The sequence below is a fragment of the Achromobacter sp. PD1 genome (genome assembly GCF_048541815.1).
Classification (GTDB): domain Bacteria; phylum Pseudomonadota; class Gammaproteobacteria; order Burkholderiales; family Burkholderiaceae_B; genus Achromobacter; species Achromobacter bronchisepticus_A.
In genome coordinates this window covers 5,470,972-5,485,541 of record NZ_CP183349.1, presented here as the reverse complement: position 1 = coordinate 5,485,541, position 14,570 = coordinate 5,470,972, and the positions used below count along the sequence as shown (strand labels likewise).

General features: G+C 66.0%; 15 protein-coding genes. 9 read left to right on the top strand and 6 right to left on the bottom strand.

The window, feature by feature from the left end:
* Positions 1 to 16: 16 nt before the first annotated feature.
* Entirely contained in the window at positions 17 to 397 is a 381-nt protein-coding gene (locus tag ACM1PE_RS25840) for a cupin domain-containing protein (protein ID WP_059373962.1), read from the bottom strand.
* Between the two features lie 83 nt (positions 398 to 480).
* On the opposite strand from ACM1PE_RS25840, the gene ACM1PE_RS25835 reads away from it, so the two are divergent.
* The 3 genes from ACM1PE_RS25835 (at position 481) to ACM1PE_RS25825 (ending at position 3,028) form a co-directional block, all read left to right on the top strand.
* Positions 481 to 720, top strand: a complete 240-nt coding sequence (locus tag ACM1PE_RS25835; RefSeq protein WP_059373961.1) for an Arm DNA-binding domain-containing protein — start codon at positions 481 to 483, stop codon at positions 718 to 720.
* Positions 717 to 1,265, top strand: a complete 549-nt coding sequence (locus ACM1PE_RS25830; protein ID WP_059373960.1) for an ureidoglycolate lyase — start codon at positions 717 to 719, stop codon at positions 1,263 to 1,265. The genes ACM1PE_RS25835 and ACM1PE_RS25830 overlap by 4 nt, the downstream gene beginning before the upstream one ends.
* Positions 1,266 to 1,366: 101 nt before the next feature.
* On the top strand, positions 1,367 to 3,028 hold the full coding sequence (locus ACM1PE_RS25825) for a hypothetical protein (protein ID WP_419341404.1): 1,662 nt from the start codon (positions 1,367 to 1,369) through the stop codon (positions 3,026 to 3,028).
* A 22-nt stretch (positions 3,029 to 3,050) separates the two neighbouring features.
* On the opposite strand, the gene ACM1PE_RS25820 is transcribed toward ACM1PE_RS25825, so the two are convergent.
* Positions 3,051 to 3,638, bottom strand: a complete 588-nt coding sequence (locus ACM1PE_RS25820; protein ID WP_059373958.1) for a hypothetical protein — start codon at positions 3,636 to 3,638, stop codon at positions 3,051 to 3,053.
* Between the two features lie 144 nt (positions 3,639 to 3,782).
* On the opposite strand from ACM1PE_RS25820, the gene ACM1PE_RS25815 reads away from it, so the two are divergent.
* On the top strand, positions 3,783 to 5,312 hold the full coding sequence (locus tag ACM1PE_RS25815; protein WP_419341403.1) for a DUF1254 domain-containing protein: 1,530 nt from the start codon (positions 3,783 to 3,785) through the stop codon (positions 5,310 to 5,312).
* A gap of 97 nt (positions 5,313 to 5,409) precedes the next feature.
* Positions 5,410 to 6,339: a LysR family transcriptional regulator gene (locus ACM1PE_RS25810; protein ID WP_118931467.1), complete on the top strand. Its 930-nt coding sequence runs from the start codon at positions 5,410 to 5,412 to the stop codon at positions 6,337 to 6,339.
* Positions 6,340 to 6,348: 9 nt separating this feature from the next.
* On the opposite strand, the gene ACM1PE_RS25805 is transcribed toward ACM1PE_RS25810, so the two are convergent.
* The 3 genes from ACM1PE_RS25805 to ACM1PE_RS25795 are packed head-to-tail and all read right to left on the bottom strand — an operon-like array spanning position 6,349 to position 9,354.
* A complete protein-coding gene (locus ACM1PE_RS25805; RefSeq protein ID WP_419341401.1) occupies positions 6,349 to 7,167 on the bottom strand; it encodes an SDR family oxidoreductase in 819 nt (272 codons plus the stop codon).
* 22 nt (positions 7,168 to 7,189) lie between these two features.
* Positions 7,190 to 8,389 carry an ABC transporter substrate-binding protein gene (locus ACM1PE_RS25800; protein WP_419341400.1) on the bottom strand — a complete coding sequence of 400 codons (1,200 nt, stop codon included), beginning with the start codon at positions 8,387 to 8,389 and terminating at the stop codon, positions 7,190 to 7,192.
* Between the two features lie 29 nt (positions 8,390 to 8,418).
* Positions 8,419 to 9,354: a 3-keto-5-aminohexanoate cleavage protein gene (locus tag ACM1PE_RS25795; protein WP_059373954.1), complete on the bottom strand. Its 936-nt coding sequence runs from the start codon at positions 9,352 to 9,354 to the stop codon at positions 8,419 to 8,421.
* Between the two features lie 338 nt (positions 9,355 to 9,692).
* Here ACM1PE_RS25795 and ACM1PE_RS25790 point away from each other — a divergent pair, with 338 nt between their 5' ends.
* The 4 genes from ACM1PE_RS25790 to ACM1PE_RS25775 all read left to right on the top strand — a co-directional run bounded on the left by ACM1PE_RS25790 (position 9,693) and on the right by ACM1PE_RS25775 (position 13,962).
* The gene (locus tag ACM1PE_RS25790; protein WP_419341397.1) at positions 9,693 to 11,201 is read left to right on the top strand and encodes a xylulokinase; all 1,509 of its coding nucleotides are present in this window, start codon (positions 9,693 to 9,695) and stop codon (positions 11,199 to 11,201) included.
* 84 nt (positions 11,202 to 11,285) lie between these two features.
* Positions 11,286 to 12,227 carry an ABC transporter permease gene (locus ACM1PE_RS25785; protein ID WP_059373952.1) on the top strand — a complete coding sequence of 314 codons (942 nt, stop codon included), beginning with the start codon at positions 11,286 to 11,288 and terminating at the stop codon, positions 12,225 to 12,227.
* A gap of 19 nt (positions 12,228 to 12,246) precedes the next feature.
* The gene (locus ACM1PE_RS25780; protein ID WP_059373951.1) at positions 12,247 to 13,209 is read left to right on the top strand and encodes a substrate-binding domain-containing protein; all 963 of its coding nucleotides are present in this window, start codon (positions 12,247 to 12,249) and stop codon (positions 13,207 to 13,209) included.
* A 12-nt stretch (positions 13,210 to 13,221) separates the two neighbouring features.
* Positions 13,222 to 13,962, top strand: a complete 741-nt coding sequence (locus ACM1PE_RS25775) for an ATP-binding cassette domain-containing protein (protein WP_059373950.1) — start codon at positions 13,222 to 13,224, stop codon at positions 13,960 to 13,962.
* A gap of 86 nt (positions 13,963 to 14,048) precedes the next feature.
* Here ACM1PE_RS25775 and ACM1PE_RS25770 read toward each other — a convergent pair whose 3' ends face one another.
* Positions 14,049 to 14,330 carry a peptidylprolyl isomerase gene (locus ACM1PE_RS25770; RefSeq protein WP_059373949.1) on the bottom strand — a complete coding sequence of 94 codons (282 nt, stop codon included), beginning with the start codon at positions 14,328 to 14,330 and terminating at the stop codon, positions 14,049 to 14,051.
* Positions 14,331 to 14,570: the final 240 nt, after the last annotated feature.

The following is a 14,570-nucleotide window of genomic DNA, read 5'->3' as shown; positions in this document are numbered from 1 at the left end:
GCCTACGACGGGCGGCCTACAGCGGCCGGTGCTGCGTGCCCGCGCCCATGGTGATGTGCAGCATGCGACAGGGACCGGCCACCTTGAGCGTGTGCCAGATGCCCTTGGGGATCACATAGGCGTCGCCCGCCTGCATCCGCACGGCTTGCTCGCCCGTCGGCCATTCCAGCCGCAATTCCGCGGCGCCTTCGATCAGGCGCACGACCTCGTCGGCCTGCGGGTGCATTTCCCATTGCGGCCAGTCTCTCTCGAAGGCGTACTCGGACACCAGCCAGCCGAGGCCGAACCGTTCCAGTTCCTTTTCGGGTTGCGACCAGAAGGCGTTTCCGCCTTCGACGGCGGAGCAAGTGCCCGAGGCGTCCAGCAGGAGATAGTGCGACGACAGATTGGTAGTCATGTTGCGCTTCCTGGGGTGAGGGAGGTCGGGCCAGTGTAAAGCGATATCATGTGCATCTTCATCGGCTATAACAGGAGAGGGCGATGCGCCAGGGATTCGACGGGGTCAGGCCCGCGTCCGAGTCTTCCATCGAGATCGGCTTCTTCTATGAAGGCCGGCATTGCGTCGAACGCATCCGCGTCAAGCCCACCGCTGCCAACCTCAAGCGCGCCGCCGACCGGCGGGCCGCCATACTCGAGGCCATCGCGCGCGGCGAATTCGACTACGACGCCGAGTTTCCCAAGCGCGGCGGCGCGACCAAGCCATCACAGGGTTCCGCATGACGAGCGAAAAACAGCTGGACATCAACGATCTGACACCGGACGCCTTCAAGGCCTACGGCTGGATGTTGGGCAAGCCCATGCCGGACGGCAACGGCGTACCCCTGTTCTCCAACCAGGACACCGACTTCTGGCAGGAGCACCAGTTCAATACCGGCGCCGGCGGCGACGCCGAGCTGCTGTGGGTCAACTATCGCAGCCAGTCCTTTGAAATCTCCAGCCTGGAAAAGCATCTGCTGACGCAGCAGGCCATCGTGCCGCTGACGGGCGAGATCATCCAGGTCGTGGCGCGCAGCGCGGCTGACGGCAGTCCGGACCTGGCCACGCTGGCGGCATTCCGCGTGCCGCAGGGGCAGGGCGTCTGCATGCGTCCGGGCTGCTGGCACGCCACGCGCGTCACGGACGAGGAAGTCACCTGCCTGATGCTGACCCGCCGGTCCACCACCGTGGACCTGATCCAGCACCTGACCACGGATGCTTCCGCCAGCGAAAGCGCCATCGTGGCGATTCCGGTCCAACGGCTCGAAGCTCAGGCTCAGGCCGCCTAAACGCTGATCTTCGCCGCGAGTCGCGGCGTATTCCCGCTTACCGGCAGGCAGGCGGGATGGCAGACTGCCGCCTCCGGTCATAGCAACCCAAGAATTTCCCCATGAGTGAAGTGTCGATCGAGGCGCTGAGACGAAATCTCGCAGCCAAGATAAAGCAGGCCACCCAAACCCCCAGTCCACCGCCCACCCGCTGGCAGCGCCTGCGCCAGCGCTTCCTGACGCGCGATCCCAAGGCCCGCGGCCTGCGCGTCCTGACCGTGGTCACGCTGCTGTATCTCTACATCGAATTCAGCTTCAGCGCCTGGCTGCTGGACGTGATGTCCGAAAACGCCAGCAACCGCGTGGACACGGCCGAGGCATGGGGACGCCTGATTTCCGGCTTTGCGGTGGCCCTGCTGGTCTGGCCCGTCATCTTCGCGCGCACCCGCCGATGGCGGGTCACAGTGCCGTTGTTGATCGTCGTGTCGCTGGCCATCATCACCGCGGTGTATCAGGGGGAGCGCAAGCTGATCGACGCCCTGGTGGACAGCTCCACCGCCGAAAGCCGTGCAGCCGCCGTCACCGGCGCCTTGCTGCGCCAAGGGCTGGCGACCGGCACCGTCAGCGCCAGCATGCTCGATGGGCTTTGGGCCGACGAGAACGCGCAGTCGGTGGCCGGCAAGGCTTTCGTGGGCGTAGTGTCCTACATGGCCGCGCAATCCGACGCGGCGCGCCGGCAGACCATGGCGATCGCGCCCGAGGTGGTGCGCGCCGTGATCGAACAGAACGTGGGCGGGCGGGACGCGGAGTACCAGCGTTTCGTCGATAGCCAGGAAGATATCCGCGGCCGCCACAAATACTTCTACGAGCGCGGCATCCAGAACCACCAGAAAGAACTGGCGCAAATTCCGGCGCGCGCCGAGCGCGATTGGGAACGCTACCTGGACCGGCTGGACGCCAAGAACCGCAAGTGGGGTCGCGCCCGCCTGCGCGACCGCAGCGGCGAGCTGGTGCCCGGCTTCGTGGCGCCGCGCGTGCGGGACGAAGTGCGCAAGATGGGACTGGACGTGCCAGATTCCTGGCGCACCGGCGATAAGGCCTACTTCGTGCGCCTGGCGCAGCAGAAGTACCGCAAGCAGATGAACGAGGCGCTGCAACGCGAACTGGAAGGCATGCCGCCCAACCTGGGGCTGGAGGCGTTCGCCGCGCATCCGGTCGTGCAGAAGAAATGGCGCGCGGGGTTGGGCTATCCGGACAAAGTGGCGCGCCTGACGCTGGCCGTGATCTCGGCGGATGAATTCAACAAGCGCTACTACCAGCCGGTGCTGGCCGGCCGCACCATGGACCGCCTGCAGGACTACCGCAGCCAGGCCCGCGACTACGGCGCCGGCGGCAAGCGCGAGGCCGAAGGCAGGAAGGCCTATGAAGCCATGATCGCACCCGTGTTCGCCCTGACGCTGTCGCTGCTGGGCGCGCTGGTCCACATCGGCAAGACCGGCCTGCTGCTCGCGCAGCTTGCGAGCGGCTGGCGCTTCAGGAGTCCGCTGCTCAAGGCGGGTGCGCTGCTGGCCGCGGTGCTGCTGGTCTGCCTGCTGGCGCGCGTGGCCATCAGCACGCCGCTGACCTCGCATCCCACCTATCAGGCTTGGACGCAGGCCGGTGGCGGGCAACCCGTGCTGACGGCGGTGCTGGACACCATGATCAAGATGCAGTCCTTGGCCTATCCTGCGTTCGACGTGGCCAGACAGGGGCTGGAGTTCGTGGCGGGCAAGGCGTCTCGCTAGGCAGGGCGGGCCGTGCCCGTCGTCAGTCCGCCTCGCTGTATTCGTAGCCCAGGCGGGCGAACAGCGGCCACTTGTTGCGGTAGTTGGCTGTCCAGCACATGCCGTAGTAGGCCTCGAATGGTTCGTCCACCGTGCGGACCTGGATCCGCGCGGCGGCCTCGGCGTCCGCGGGGCTGAAAGCCTGGCCCGGTTTCGGATACAGATCGCCCTCCCATATCGGCCTGCCGCAATGGGCGCAAAAGTTGGTCCATTGCCCCTGGTTGTCGGGGTTCTGGCGGTAGCCGGGAGACAGCGCCTGCATGGTCTGCGTCACTGTGGGCGACAGTAGCCAGGTCTGGGAAATCAGCGCGGGGTCGGCAATATCCAGCCATTGCGGCGGGCTGAACAGCCATGTGCTGAATGCAGCGGGGCTCAGCCCGGGGCTGTCGGCATCGGCTTCATCCAGCTCGATGTCGGCTTCGGTGCATTGGTGGCCGGGCGGCACGGCTAGGGCGTGCACCGGCGTTTCTTCGCCGCATCGCGTGCACGTATGCGCCGCCTGCAGCACGAAGTAAGAGGACGCGCGTATGTTCATCTGCGGGTATTCCGCGGCCGTATCTAGCGTATGCATAGGCTGGTGCTGTTCCTGTTCGGGCTCGCCGTTTCTTCTACATCGCTGGGAAATATGCCAGAATTCCCCGGAATTTACGCTTTGAATGCGATGCCGGCCGCATGGGCGTCGCCAACCTCACGCAGTGTTGTGTTGGAGCACCGGATGCGCGATAGCCAGAGTAGCACTGGATTTTCCACCAAGGGCCGCAGCGTCGGTCCGGCGCTGATGTTGGCGCGCCTGGCCGTTGCGGCCGCGCTGGCGGGCGGACAGGCGGGATGCGTATTCAACTCCCACGATGCGAGCGGCTCGCAATCGGTCGGCATCGACGGCGTCACGGCGCAGCAGGCGCGCGGCATCGCCCGCGAGGCCTATCTCTACGGCACGCCCATGGTCGCAAGCTACCAGACCATGCATGCTTTCAGCATCGACAAGAACAACCCTCAGTACAAAGGCCCGTTCAATACCGTCAACAACGTCGCGCGGGTTTTCACGCCTGAAGATACCGCCTTCGTCACGCCCAACGCCGATACACCGTATACCTTTGCGGTCCTGGATCTGCGGACCGAGCCCGTGGTCATCACTGTGCCCGCCATGGAGCCGCGCCGCTACTTCGTGCTGCAGCTGATGGACCTGTACACCTACAACTTCGCCTACATCGGCAGCCGCAGCACGGGCAATGGCGGCGGCCGGTTCCTGGTGGCCGGCCCGCGCTGGAAGGGCAAGGCGCCGGCCGGCATAACCAAGGTGATCAGGTCGGAGACCGACCTGGTCAATCTGGTCGGGCGCACGCAACTCTTTAACGCGGGCGACCTGCCCAACGTCAAGCGCATCCAGTCGCGCTACAAGATCCAGACGCTGTCCGCCTACCGCAAGCAGCGCGCGCCCGAGCCGGCGCCGGCGGTGGACTGGATAGCGCCCGAGCCAGCCGCGCAGATGCGCAGTTCGCTGGAGTTCTACAACCAGCTTGCCTTCCTGCTGCAGTTCGCGCCGGCCCATCCTTCGGAACAATCGTTGCGCGAACGTTTTTCCAGCATCGGCCTGGAACCCGGCCAGGAGTTCGACTTCAGCAGCATGAATCCCGCATTGCGCCGCGCCTTGCGGGAAGGCATGCACGACGGCCAGAACGACATCGACAAGAACCGCGAGGCCCTGAACGGCAAGACCGACCGGTTGTTCGGCGACCGCAACACACTGAAGAACGATTACCTCGCGCGCGCCACCGGCACGCAGGTCGGCATCGGCGGCAACAGCCGCGAGGAAGCGCTCTATCCCGTGCTGGAGAACGACAGCACAGGCCAGCCGCTGGACGGCCGCAACCAATACACCTTGCGCTTCGCCCCGCGCAGCCTGCCGCCCGTCAGTGCATTCTGGTCCATGACCATGTATCGCCTGCCCGAACAGTTGTTGGCATCCAATCCGCTCAAGCGTTACCTGATCAATTCGTCCATGCTGCCGTCGCTCAAGCGCGACCGCGATGGCGGCATCACGATCTACATCCAGCCGGAGTCGCCAGGCAAGGGCAAGGAGTCCAACTGGCTGCCCGCGCCGGCCGGGCCCTTCATGGTCACGTTGCGGTACTACTGGCCCAAGCCCGCGCTGCTGGAAGGCAAATGGACTTCGCCGCAGATTGAACGGGTCCGGCAGGCGCCGCAGGCCAGGCCCGCGCTGTCCCCGCTCCAGGTTCGACACTAGCGGCGGTCTGGGCTACAAGAAGGCCTCGCGCAGGCCGGCCATCGACGCCCGGCCGGGCGCAGTCGGGCAACCGACCACCCAGGGAGGCTCGCGCCGCATGAAGCGCAATTTCAATATTCACGACCTGCGCATTTTCTACGCGGTGGTCATGACCGGATCGACCCGGCAGGCTGCGCAGTCCATGCACCTGACGCAGCCGGCGGTCAGTCACGCGATATCCCGCCTGGAAGGCGCGACCGGCGTGCAGCTGTTCGACCGGTCCCACAAGACCTTGCGCCCCACCGAGGCCGGCCAGTACCTCTACAGCGAGGCCAAGTTCGTGCTGGATGAACTGGTCCGCATCGACGAGGCCCTGCACAGCATTGAACAATTCGGCGGGCGCGGCCTGCGCATCGCGTCTTCGCCCGCGCTGGCGCTGGGTTACGCGCCCGACGCGGTGCGGCGCTACCTGGACGCCAACGGCACCCGGCCTTTTTCCATAGATATCGAATCATCCGTGCAGGCCATCAGCGCGGTCGAAACCATGCGCGCGGACTTCGGCCTGGGCGCGGTGGAACGCGACAGCGCCCGCCTGGCGTTCACGCCGTTCCTGCGAGCCGACGTCATGGCCATCGCGCATCGCGATCATCCCTTGGCGGCGCGCGACACCATCGCGGCGGCCGATATTCCGCCAGACACCTACGTGAAACCCTTGTGGTCCGACTATGTAGTGGCCCAGGGCGACATCGCGGACACGCTGTTGCTGAGCTCCGGCATGCGGGCGCACATGTCTCTGCTGCCGGGCACGGTGCGGGCGGTCCGGGGCATCAGCCTGGTCAATGCGCTGTCCGCCTGGGACATCGTGATGGCGTATCCCGATCTGGTGGCCCGGCCTCTGGCCTCGCGGCAGTGGTTCGATTTCTACCTCATCACCCGCAAGGAAGAGCGCGGCCAGGACCTGGCCGCGCGGCTGCTGGACGCCCTGCGCGCCACGGCGCAGGACCGCCGCCAGGGCGTCTATGCCCATACGGTCCAGTTGCTGGAGTAGGCCACGGCCTTACTCGGCCGGCGGCTGCCAGGGCAGCGATTGCAGGTCGCCGTCTATGCTGATCGCCTGCCCGCTGATCATCGCCCCGAAGGGGCTGGCCAGGAACAAGGCCATGTTGGCGATGTCGGCGGCCCGCACGAACTGCCGCAGGCTGACGCCGGCCAACTCCAGCCGGGTCTCCTCTTCCACGGTCAGGCCCATGTTTCTGGCGCGCGCCTCGATCACGCGGTCGATCCGTGGCCCGGCCACCAAACCCGGCAGCAACGCGTTGACGCGGATGCCATAGCCGCCGAGCTCGACCGCGAGCGAACGCGTCAAGCCCACCACGCCCCACTTGGTCGCGGCGTAGGGCGTGCGCATGGGGATGCCCATGCGGCCAGCCACCGAACTGATGTTGATGATGCTGCCGCCGCCCGACGCGCGCAGCGCCGGCAGCGCATGGCGCACCGTGTGGAACTGCGATGCCAGATTGATGTCCAGCGTTGCATCCAGCTCCTGTGGGTGGATGTCCGCGATGCCCGCCGTGGGGCCGGCGATGCCCGCGTTGTTGACCAGCACGTCCAGGCCGCCCAGCTGCGCCAGCGCTTCCTGCATGTAGCGATCGATCTCTTCGCGCCGGCTCACGTCGGCGCGCGACCAAGGGTGAGGGCTGGCCGCCAGCGCCTGCTCATCCACATCGCAGATGTGTACGCTGGCGCCGCGGTCCGCGAATGCGCCGGCGATTGCCGCGCCGATGCCGGCGGCGCCCGCGGTCACGATGACGCGCTTGCCCGATAGGTCCACGGGCAACGCGGAGATGTCCCCGGGAACAGCGTTCTTCACAGTCATGCCAGATCCTTGTCGTTACGCCTCAGGGCTTCATCAAACGGCAGGTCGATTCCGCCGGCGAGGTATAGACCTGGTCGCCCGGCACCCGGGCCACCAGCTTGTAGTAATCCCAGGGCGCCTTCGACTCCGCCGGGCTCTTTACCTGCATCAGGAACATGTCGTGCACCATCAGGCCGTCGGCGCGGATCTTGCCGTCCTTTACGAAGAAGTCGTTGACCGGATTCGCCTTCAGCCATTTCATGATGGTGTCGCCATCGGTGCTCTTGGTGGCTTCCACCGCCTTCAGATAGGTGGTGGCGGCGGAATAGTCGCCGGCCTGCAGCATCGACGGCTTTTTCTTCATGGTGGTTTCGAAGCGCGTGGCCCACTTGCGCGAGGCATCATCCTGGTCCCAGTACCAGGCCGTGGTCAGGTACATGTTCTGCGCGGCTTGCAGCCCCAGCGCGTGCACGTCCGTGATCAATACCAGCAGGCCCGCGATCTTCATCTTCGGCGTCAGGCCGAATTCATTGGCGGCCTTGACGGCATTGCTGGTGTCGCTGGCCGAGTTCGCCAGCCCCAGTACCGATGCGCCGGATGCCTGCGCCTGCAGGATGAAGGAAGAGAAATCCGCCGCGTTCAGCGGATGCCGGACCCGCCCCTTGACGTTGCCGCCGTCGGCCTGCACCACCGCTGACGCATCGCGCTCCAGCGCGTGTCCGAAGGCATGGTCCACCGTCAGGAAGTACCAGTCCTTGTTGCCTTCCTTCATCATCGCCCGGGCCGTGCCGCGCGCCAGCGAAACCGTGTCGTACACATAGTGCACGGTGTAGGGCGTGCATTGCGAATTCGTCAGCTCGGAGGCGCCCGCGCTCACCACGAAGAACGGCGTCTTCTTTTCTTCGGCCACTTTCGCCATCGCCAGCGCCGCCGCCGAATTGGCGCCCGCAATCAGCATGTTCACGCCTTTCTGGTCCAGCCATTCACGCGCCCGGGACGAGGCAATGTCGGCCCGGTTCTGGTGATCTGCCACCAGCACCTCGACCTTCTTCCCGGCAACCACGCCGCCCAGGTCCGCCACCGCCATCTTGATTGCTTCGGCGCCGCCCGGGCCGTCGGCGTCCGCCGACAGGCCGGACATGTCGGTGATGAAGCCGATGCGGATCACGCCGTCGTCGGCTTGCGCCATGCCGGCAGTCCCCAACAGCGTCGCGAGCGCGGCTGCGCACAATGTCTTTTTCATGTCTGGTCTCCCCACTGAATGGATCTGGTTCAGAACGCGACGTTGTCGCGGCCCTTCAATTGCAGCGTTTCGCGCGCCTCGTCGGGCGTGGCAATCTGTAGTGAAAGGTCTTCCAGGATGCGGCGGATCCGCCGCACCTGGTCCGCGTTCGAGCGCGCCAGTTCTCCCGGCCCGTCCCACAGCGAGTCCTCCAGGCCCACGCGCACGTTGCCGCCCAGGGTCGCCGCCATCGTCGCCAGCGGCGTCTGCTTGCGTCCGGCGGCCAGCACCGACCAGATGTAGTCGTCGCCGAACAGGCGGTCCGCGGTGCGCTTCATCATCATCACGTCTTCGGGATGCGTGCCGATGCCGCCGCGTATGCCGAACACGGACTGGATCAGGAATGGAGGCTTGAGCAGCTTGCGGTCGACGAAGTGCGCGGCGGTATACAGGTGCCCGATGTCGTAGCACTCGATCTCGAAGCGCGTGCCGTTGTCGCCGCACGAGGTCAGGATGCGCTCGATGTCCTTGAAGGTGTTCTTGAAGATCAGGTCGTTGCTGCCTTCGAGATAGGGACGTTCCCAGGCGTGCTTGAACTCCTTGAAGCGCTCCAGCAGTTCGTACATGCCGAAGTTCATCGACCCCATGTTCAGCGAGGCGACCTCGGGCTTGAATTGCAGCGCCGGCGCCATGCGGTCGGCCAGCGGCAACACGGGCGAGCCGCCCGTGGTGATGTTGATCACCACGTCCGACGCGTTCTTGATGCGGGGCAGGAACTGCGCATACAGCGCGGGATCCTGGGTCGGCTGCCCGGTATCGGGCTGGCGCGCGTGCAGATGCACGATGGCGGCGCCGGCCTGGGCGGCATCCAGCGCGGATTGCGCGATCTCGTCGGGCGTGACGGGCAGATGGGGCGACATCGACGGCGTGTGGACCGATCCGGTAATGGCGCAGGTGATGATGACCTTGTTCCTGGACTTTTTCATGGGCCTCGGGCTGCGCGCTTGCGCATGCGTTCTTGATGGTTTTCATGGCCCCGGCTGTCTCCTCCGGGTGTGGGCCATTCTGTCCCACGCCCGCCGCCCATGTCACCTGAACAGAAATAATCAATTGATAGGATTTCCGGTGCTGCGGTGCAGCGACGCCCGACGCGAACGCTGCGCGCGAGCCCTGACAGGACTACAATTTGCCTGTGCCGGAACGCCCGTTCCGACGGCCATCCGATCACGCAGAAGTCGCCTCCCATGCTTGATATCCAGACCCTCCGCCCGCTGCGGGCCATGCAGCCCGGGTGCGGCCAGATCCGCCTGATGCAGGTGCCGGCATGAGCTACGTCCTGGCGGTGGATCTTGGTGGCACGCGCTTTCGCGCCGCGTTGGTGGACGATCGCGGCGGCATCGCGCATTCGTGTTTCATCGAAAGCCCCGCGTGCGCCAGTCCCGCCGCCCATCCGGGGTGGGACGAGATCGACGCCGATGCCTGGTGGCGAGGGCTGCAAGCCCTGGCCGATGCGCTGGCGGCGCAGGCGGACGCCGCTTTCAACGCGGTAGAGGCCATTGCGATCTGCGGCGTCACGCGCACGCAGGTCTTCATCGATGCGCATGGCGCCGCCATCCGGCCGGCGATCACCTGGCGCGATACGCGCGCGGCGGCGGACGTGGAAGCATGGCTCGCGTCTGTGCCGTCGTCGCATCCCGAACATGGACAGATCAACGCCTTCCATCCGTGGGCGCGCGTGGCCTGGCTGTTGCAAGCCGAACCCGAACACGCGGCGCGGGTGCGGCTGGTGCTGGAACCCAAGGATTACCTGAATTTCCGCCTGACCGGACGCGCCGTGAGCGACACCGTGTCGATGGCGCGGCTGGCGGCAGCGGCGACGGCCGGGCCCGACTGCGCCGACCTGTTGACGGCGGCGGGAGCCGATCCGGCCTGGGTGCCGCGCCTGCTCGACCCGTTGGAGGTCGTCGGCGCCGTGCAGGCGGGCCTGCCGGGCGCGTTGGCGCGTCTGTCGGGACGTCCTGTCGTCGCTTGCGCCAACGACACCTGGGCGGCCGTGGCTGGCCTGGGCGCATTGCGCCCGGGTTACGCCTACAACATCTCCGGAACCACCGAAGTTTTTGGCGCCGTGGGCGCGGAGCCGGTGCAGGCTCAAGGCCTGATGACGGTGGACTGGGGCGGCGGGCATCACCAGATTGGCGGACCAGGCCAGAATGGCGCGGATACGGTGGCGTGGCTCTTGCCGCTGCTGGGCCGCCTGGGCGACGAAGGCATGGCCGGGGTGGGCGAGGCCATGGACGCCTTGCTCGACGCGCCGCGTGATCCGCAGCCGGCGCTGTTCCTGCCCTATCTGCAAGGCGAACGGGTGCCGTATTGGGATCCGCACTTGCGCGGCGCCTTCCTGGGCTTGAACCGCCGCCACGGCCCCGGCGACTTGGCCTGGGCGGTGCTGGAAGGGGTGGCCTTTCTCAACCGCATCGTGCTGGAGCGCGCCGAAAGCGCGCTGGGCTGTCCCGTGGAAGAAATCCGCTTTGGCGGCGGCGCGGCGTCCAATGCCCAATGGTGTCAGGTCAAGGCCGACATCTGCGAACGTCCGCTGGTGGTAGGCCAGGCCGAGCAGCCCGGCGTGCTGGGCGCGGCGGTCGCCGCCTGGACCGGCCTGGGCCGCTACGGCAGCTTCGCGTCCGCCCAGGACGCGCTGGTGCGCGTGGCGCAACGCTACGAGCCCCAGACCGAGCGGGCGCATGCCTATCGCCGCATGTACCGCCAGTTCCGCGCCGCGGAAGCCGCGCTGGCGCCCGTGTCGCGCGCGCTGGCCGGCATCGACATGGGCTGATGGCCCAGGTATAAACTACCTCGCCATCAGCGGGGCGCAGCGACGCGCCCACATAACAAGCAAAACGCAGCAAGGGTTGAGTCGATGCGCGGCATCCTGGAAAAGTACGGCACGGCAATCGCGGGATTGGTCCTGGTGGTTTTCTTCGCATTGGCGGCCCCGAATTTCGCGGCACCCAATAATCTCTTGAACATCGCCAAGGAAACCAGCTTCCTGGCCATCATCGCCATCGGCTTCACGCTGGCGCTGGTCACGGCCGAACTGGACCTGTCCGTGGCCGACGTCGCCAGCCTCGCGGCGGTCGTCACGGGCGCCCTGGTGCATACCGGTCAGCCGGTGCTTCTGGCGATAGGCGCGGGCCTGGGCGTAGGCCTTTTGTGCGGCCTCGTGAACGGCATCGCCGTCACGCGGCTGCGCGTGCCCTCACTGATCGCGACGCTGGGCATGGCGGCCATGGCGCGCGGCTTCGCCTTCATGTTGACCGATGGCGTGTCCTATGTCGGCCGCTGGCCCGCCGTCTTCACGGACCTCGCGCGCGGCAAGCCCTTCGGCGTTCCCGCCCTGGTGTTGTGGATGCTGGGCGCCGTGCTGCTTGCCTACTTTTTGGTGAAATGGACCCGCACCGGCGCCCGCATGACCGCCACCGGCGAGGCCGGTGAGTCCGCGCGGCTGGCCGGCATCAACATCCGCGCCATGAAAAGCATAGGCCTGGCGCTGTCCGGCCTGTGCGCGGGGCTGGCGGCCGTGCTGCTCACATCCAGCCTGTCTTCGGCCGCGCCCAACATGGCTGGCGACTATTTCCTGTACGCCATCGCCGCGGTGCTGCTGGGCATGACCATGTTCAACCCCGGCCACGCCAACATACCTGGCACGCTGGTGGCCGCGCTGATCCTCAAGGTGCTGGGCAACGGCCTGGTCCTCATGGGCGCGCCGTATTACGTGCAGGACATCGTTCTGGGCTTCATCATCATCGCGTCCGTCGCGGTGTCATCGGCCGTGCTGAAGAAAGCGGCCTTCAAATTCTGATCGGAAGGGGAAGAGAACCATGCGTAAATCCTTGATGCGCAATCTGCTGTTGGCCGCGTTTTCGGTGCAGGCCCTGGCCATGGGCGCGGCCGCGCACGCCTTCGATGTGGGCATCGTCGCGTTCCAGATGTCTTCGGAAACCCACGCGCGCGTCGCCAACGCCGCTGCCGAAGCCGCCCGCTCCAAGGGCTGGACCGTGACCCAGCTGAACGCCGAAGGGTCGCTGCCCAAGCTGGCCGAACAGCTCGACACCCTGGTCAACAAAAAGGTCGACGCCATCGTCATCGCCATGGGCAAGCCCGTCGAAACCGATGCGCAGCTGCAGGCCGCCAAAGAGAAGGGCATACCCGTCGTCGGCGTGATGTCCGGCGCCAGCCCCCACATGCTGTTCGACGTCGAGGTCAACGAATACGCCACTGGCGCCCAGTCCGTGCTCTACCTGCTGGGCAAGATGGGCTACCAGGGCAATATCCTGTCCGCCCGCTTCGACGGCAATTCCGGCACCCGCATCCGCGGCAAGATGCTGGACGCCGTCCTGACCGAGAACACCGCCGTCAAGGACCTGGCCAAGTTCAGCATGGCCCGCACCCAGAGCTGGCGCGACGATGTGCGTAACGGCATGCAGGCCCTGCTGCTGCGCCATCAAGGCCAGTTCAAGGGCATCTGGGCCTCGTTCGACGGCCAGGCCTATGTCATCGACGATCTGCTGCAGGCCCAGGGCATGAAGAAGGGCGACATCACGCTGGTGTCCGTCGACGGCAGCCCGGAAACCTACCGCCGCATCGCCGATCCCAACAGTCTCATCACCGCGACCATGATGATTCCCTTCGAGCAGATGGGCACCAAGGCCATCTACGCCATCGACCGCATCGTGGTGAAGAAGGAACCCAGGGAAACCATCGCCGCCGGCCCCTACCTGTTCATGGACTCCGTCCTGGTCGACGCCAGCAACGTCCAGAAATTCCTGCAACCCGCCAAGTAAGAGCCAGCAGCCATGACCGCCGCGTTGTCGCTACGCCAGATCAAGAAGTCGTATGGCGCCGTCGAAGCCCTGAAGGGCGTGGACCTGGACGTGCCCCAGGGCAAAGTCATGGCCATCTGCGGCGACAACGGCGCGGGCAAGTCCACGCTCATCCGCATCATCTCGGGCGCGCAGGAACCGAGCGGCGGCGCGATGAGCCTGAACGGCCAGCAGGTCATGTTCGGCTCGCCCCACGACGCCCTGGTGCAAGGCATCGCCACCATCTACCAGGACCTGGCGCTGGCGCCGCGCTTGTCCATCTGGGAAAACATCTTCATGGGCGCCGAACTGGTGCGGCGCGTGGGTCCGTTCAGCGTCCTGGACAAGCGCCGCATGGCGCAGGATGCGCGCGGCTACCTGCAGCGCCTGTCCGTGCCCATCGACGACATGGACCGGCCCGTGGAACGCATGTCCGGCGGCCAACGCCAGGCCGTCGCCATCGCCCGCGCCCTGCGCTGGGACGCCCGCGTCGTCATCATGGACGAACCCACCGCCGCGCTGGGCGTCAAGGAAACCGCGCTGGTGCTGAACCTGGTGCGCAAGCTGCGCGAGGAAGGGCGCACCGTGATCCTCATCAGCCACAATATGGCCGACGTGGTGGCGTTGGCGGACAGGGTTGCGATCCTGAAGAGCGGGACCAAGGTCATCGAGCGCGACGTGGCCGGGCTGGACGCGGATGCGCTGGCGCACATGGTGATGACGGGCAAGGAATAGATTCCTGGCTCGCTCTTTCGAGCAGACAAAAAAAGGCCGCCGCCAGATTCTTCTGGCGGCGGCCTTTTCGCGTGCAGCAGCGGGACTTAGTCCTTGCGGCTGGTCACTTCAACCAGGTGGTAGCCGAACTGGGTCTTCACCGGACCCTGGACCACGCCGACCGGGGCGCTGAACACCACGGTGTCGAATTCCTTGACCATCTGGCCCGGACCGAACGTACCCAGGTTGCCGCCGTCGCGCGAGGACGGGCAGCTGGAGTTTTCCTTGGCCAGCTGAGCGAAGTCGCCGCCGTTCTCGATGGCGGTCTTCAGTTCGTTAGCCTTGGCTTCGGTGGAGACGAGGATGTGGCGGGCGGAGGCTTGTGCCATTTGGGGCTCCTTGCGGACTTGAATTGGGGAGGGGGAGAGTAACGCATTTGAGGGGAATACGCGGTTAGCGTACCTCAACTACGTTGCTCAATCGTGTAACACTTGAGCCGATGCGCACAGGAAATGTGACATAGCCTCGCGTACTGCGAGGCAAGCAGTCTGATCTTGGAGCGTGGCATTTATGGGTCGGGGTGGGTGGCCGATTTGAACCTTAGTACCCGGTGCCTCTTGAACAAGCTC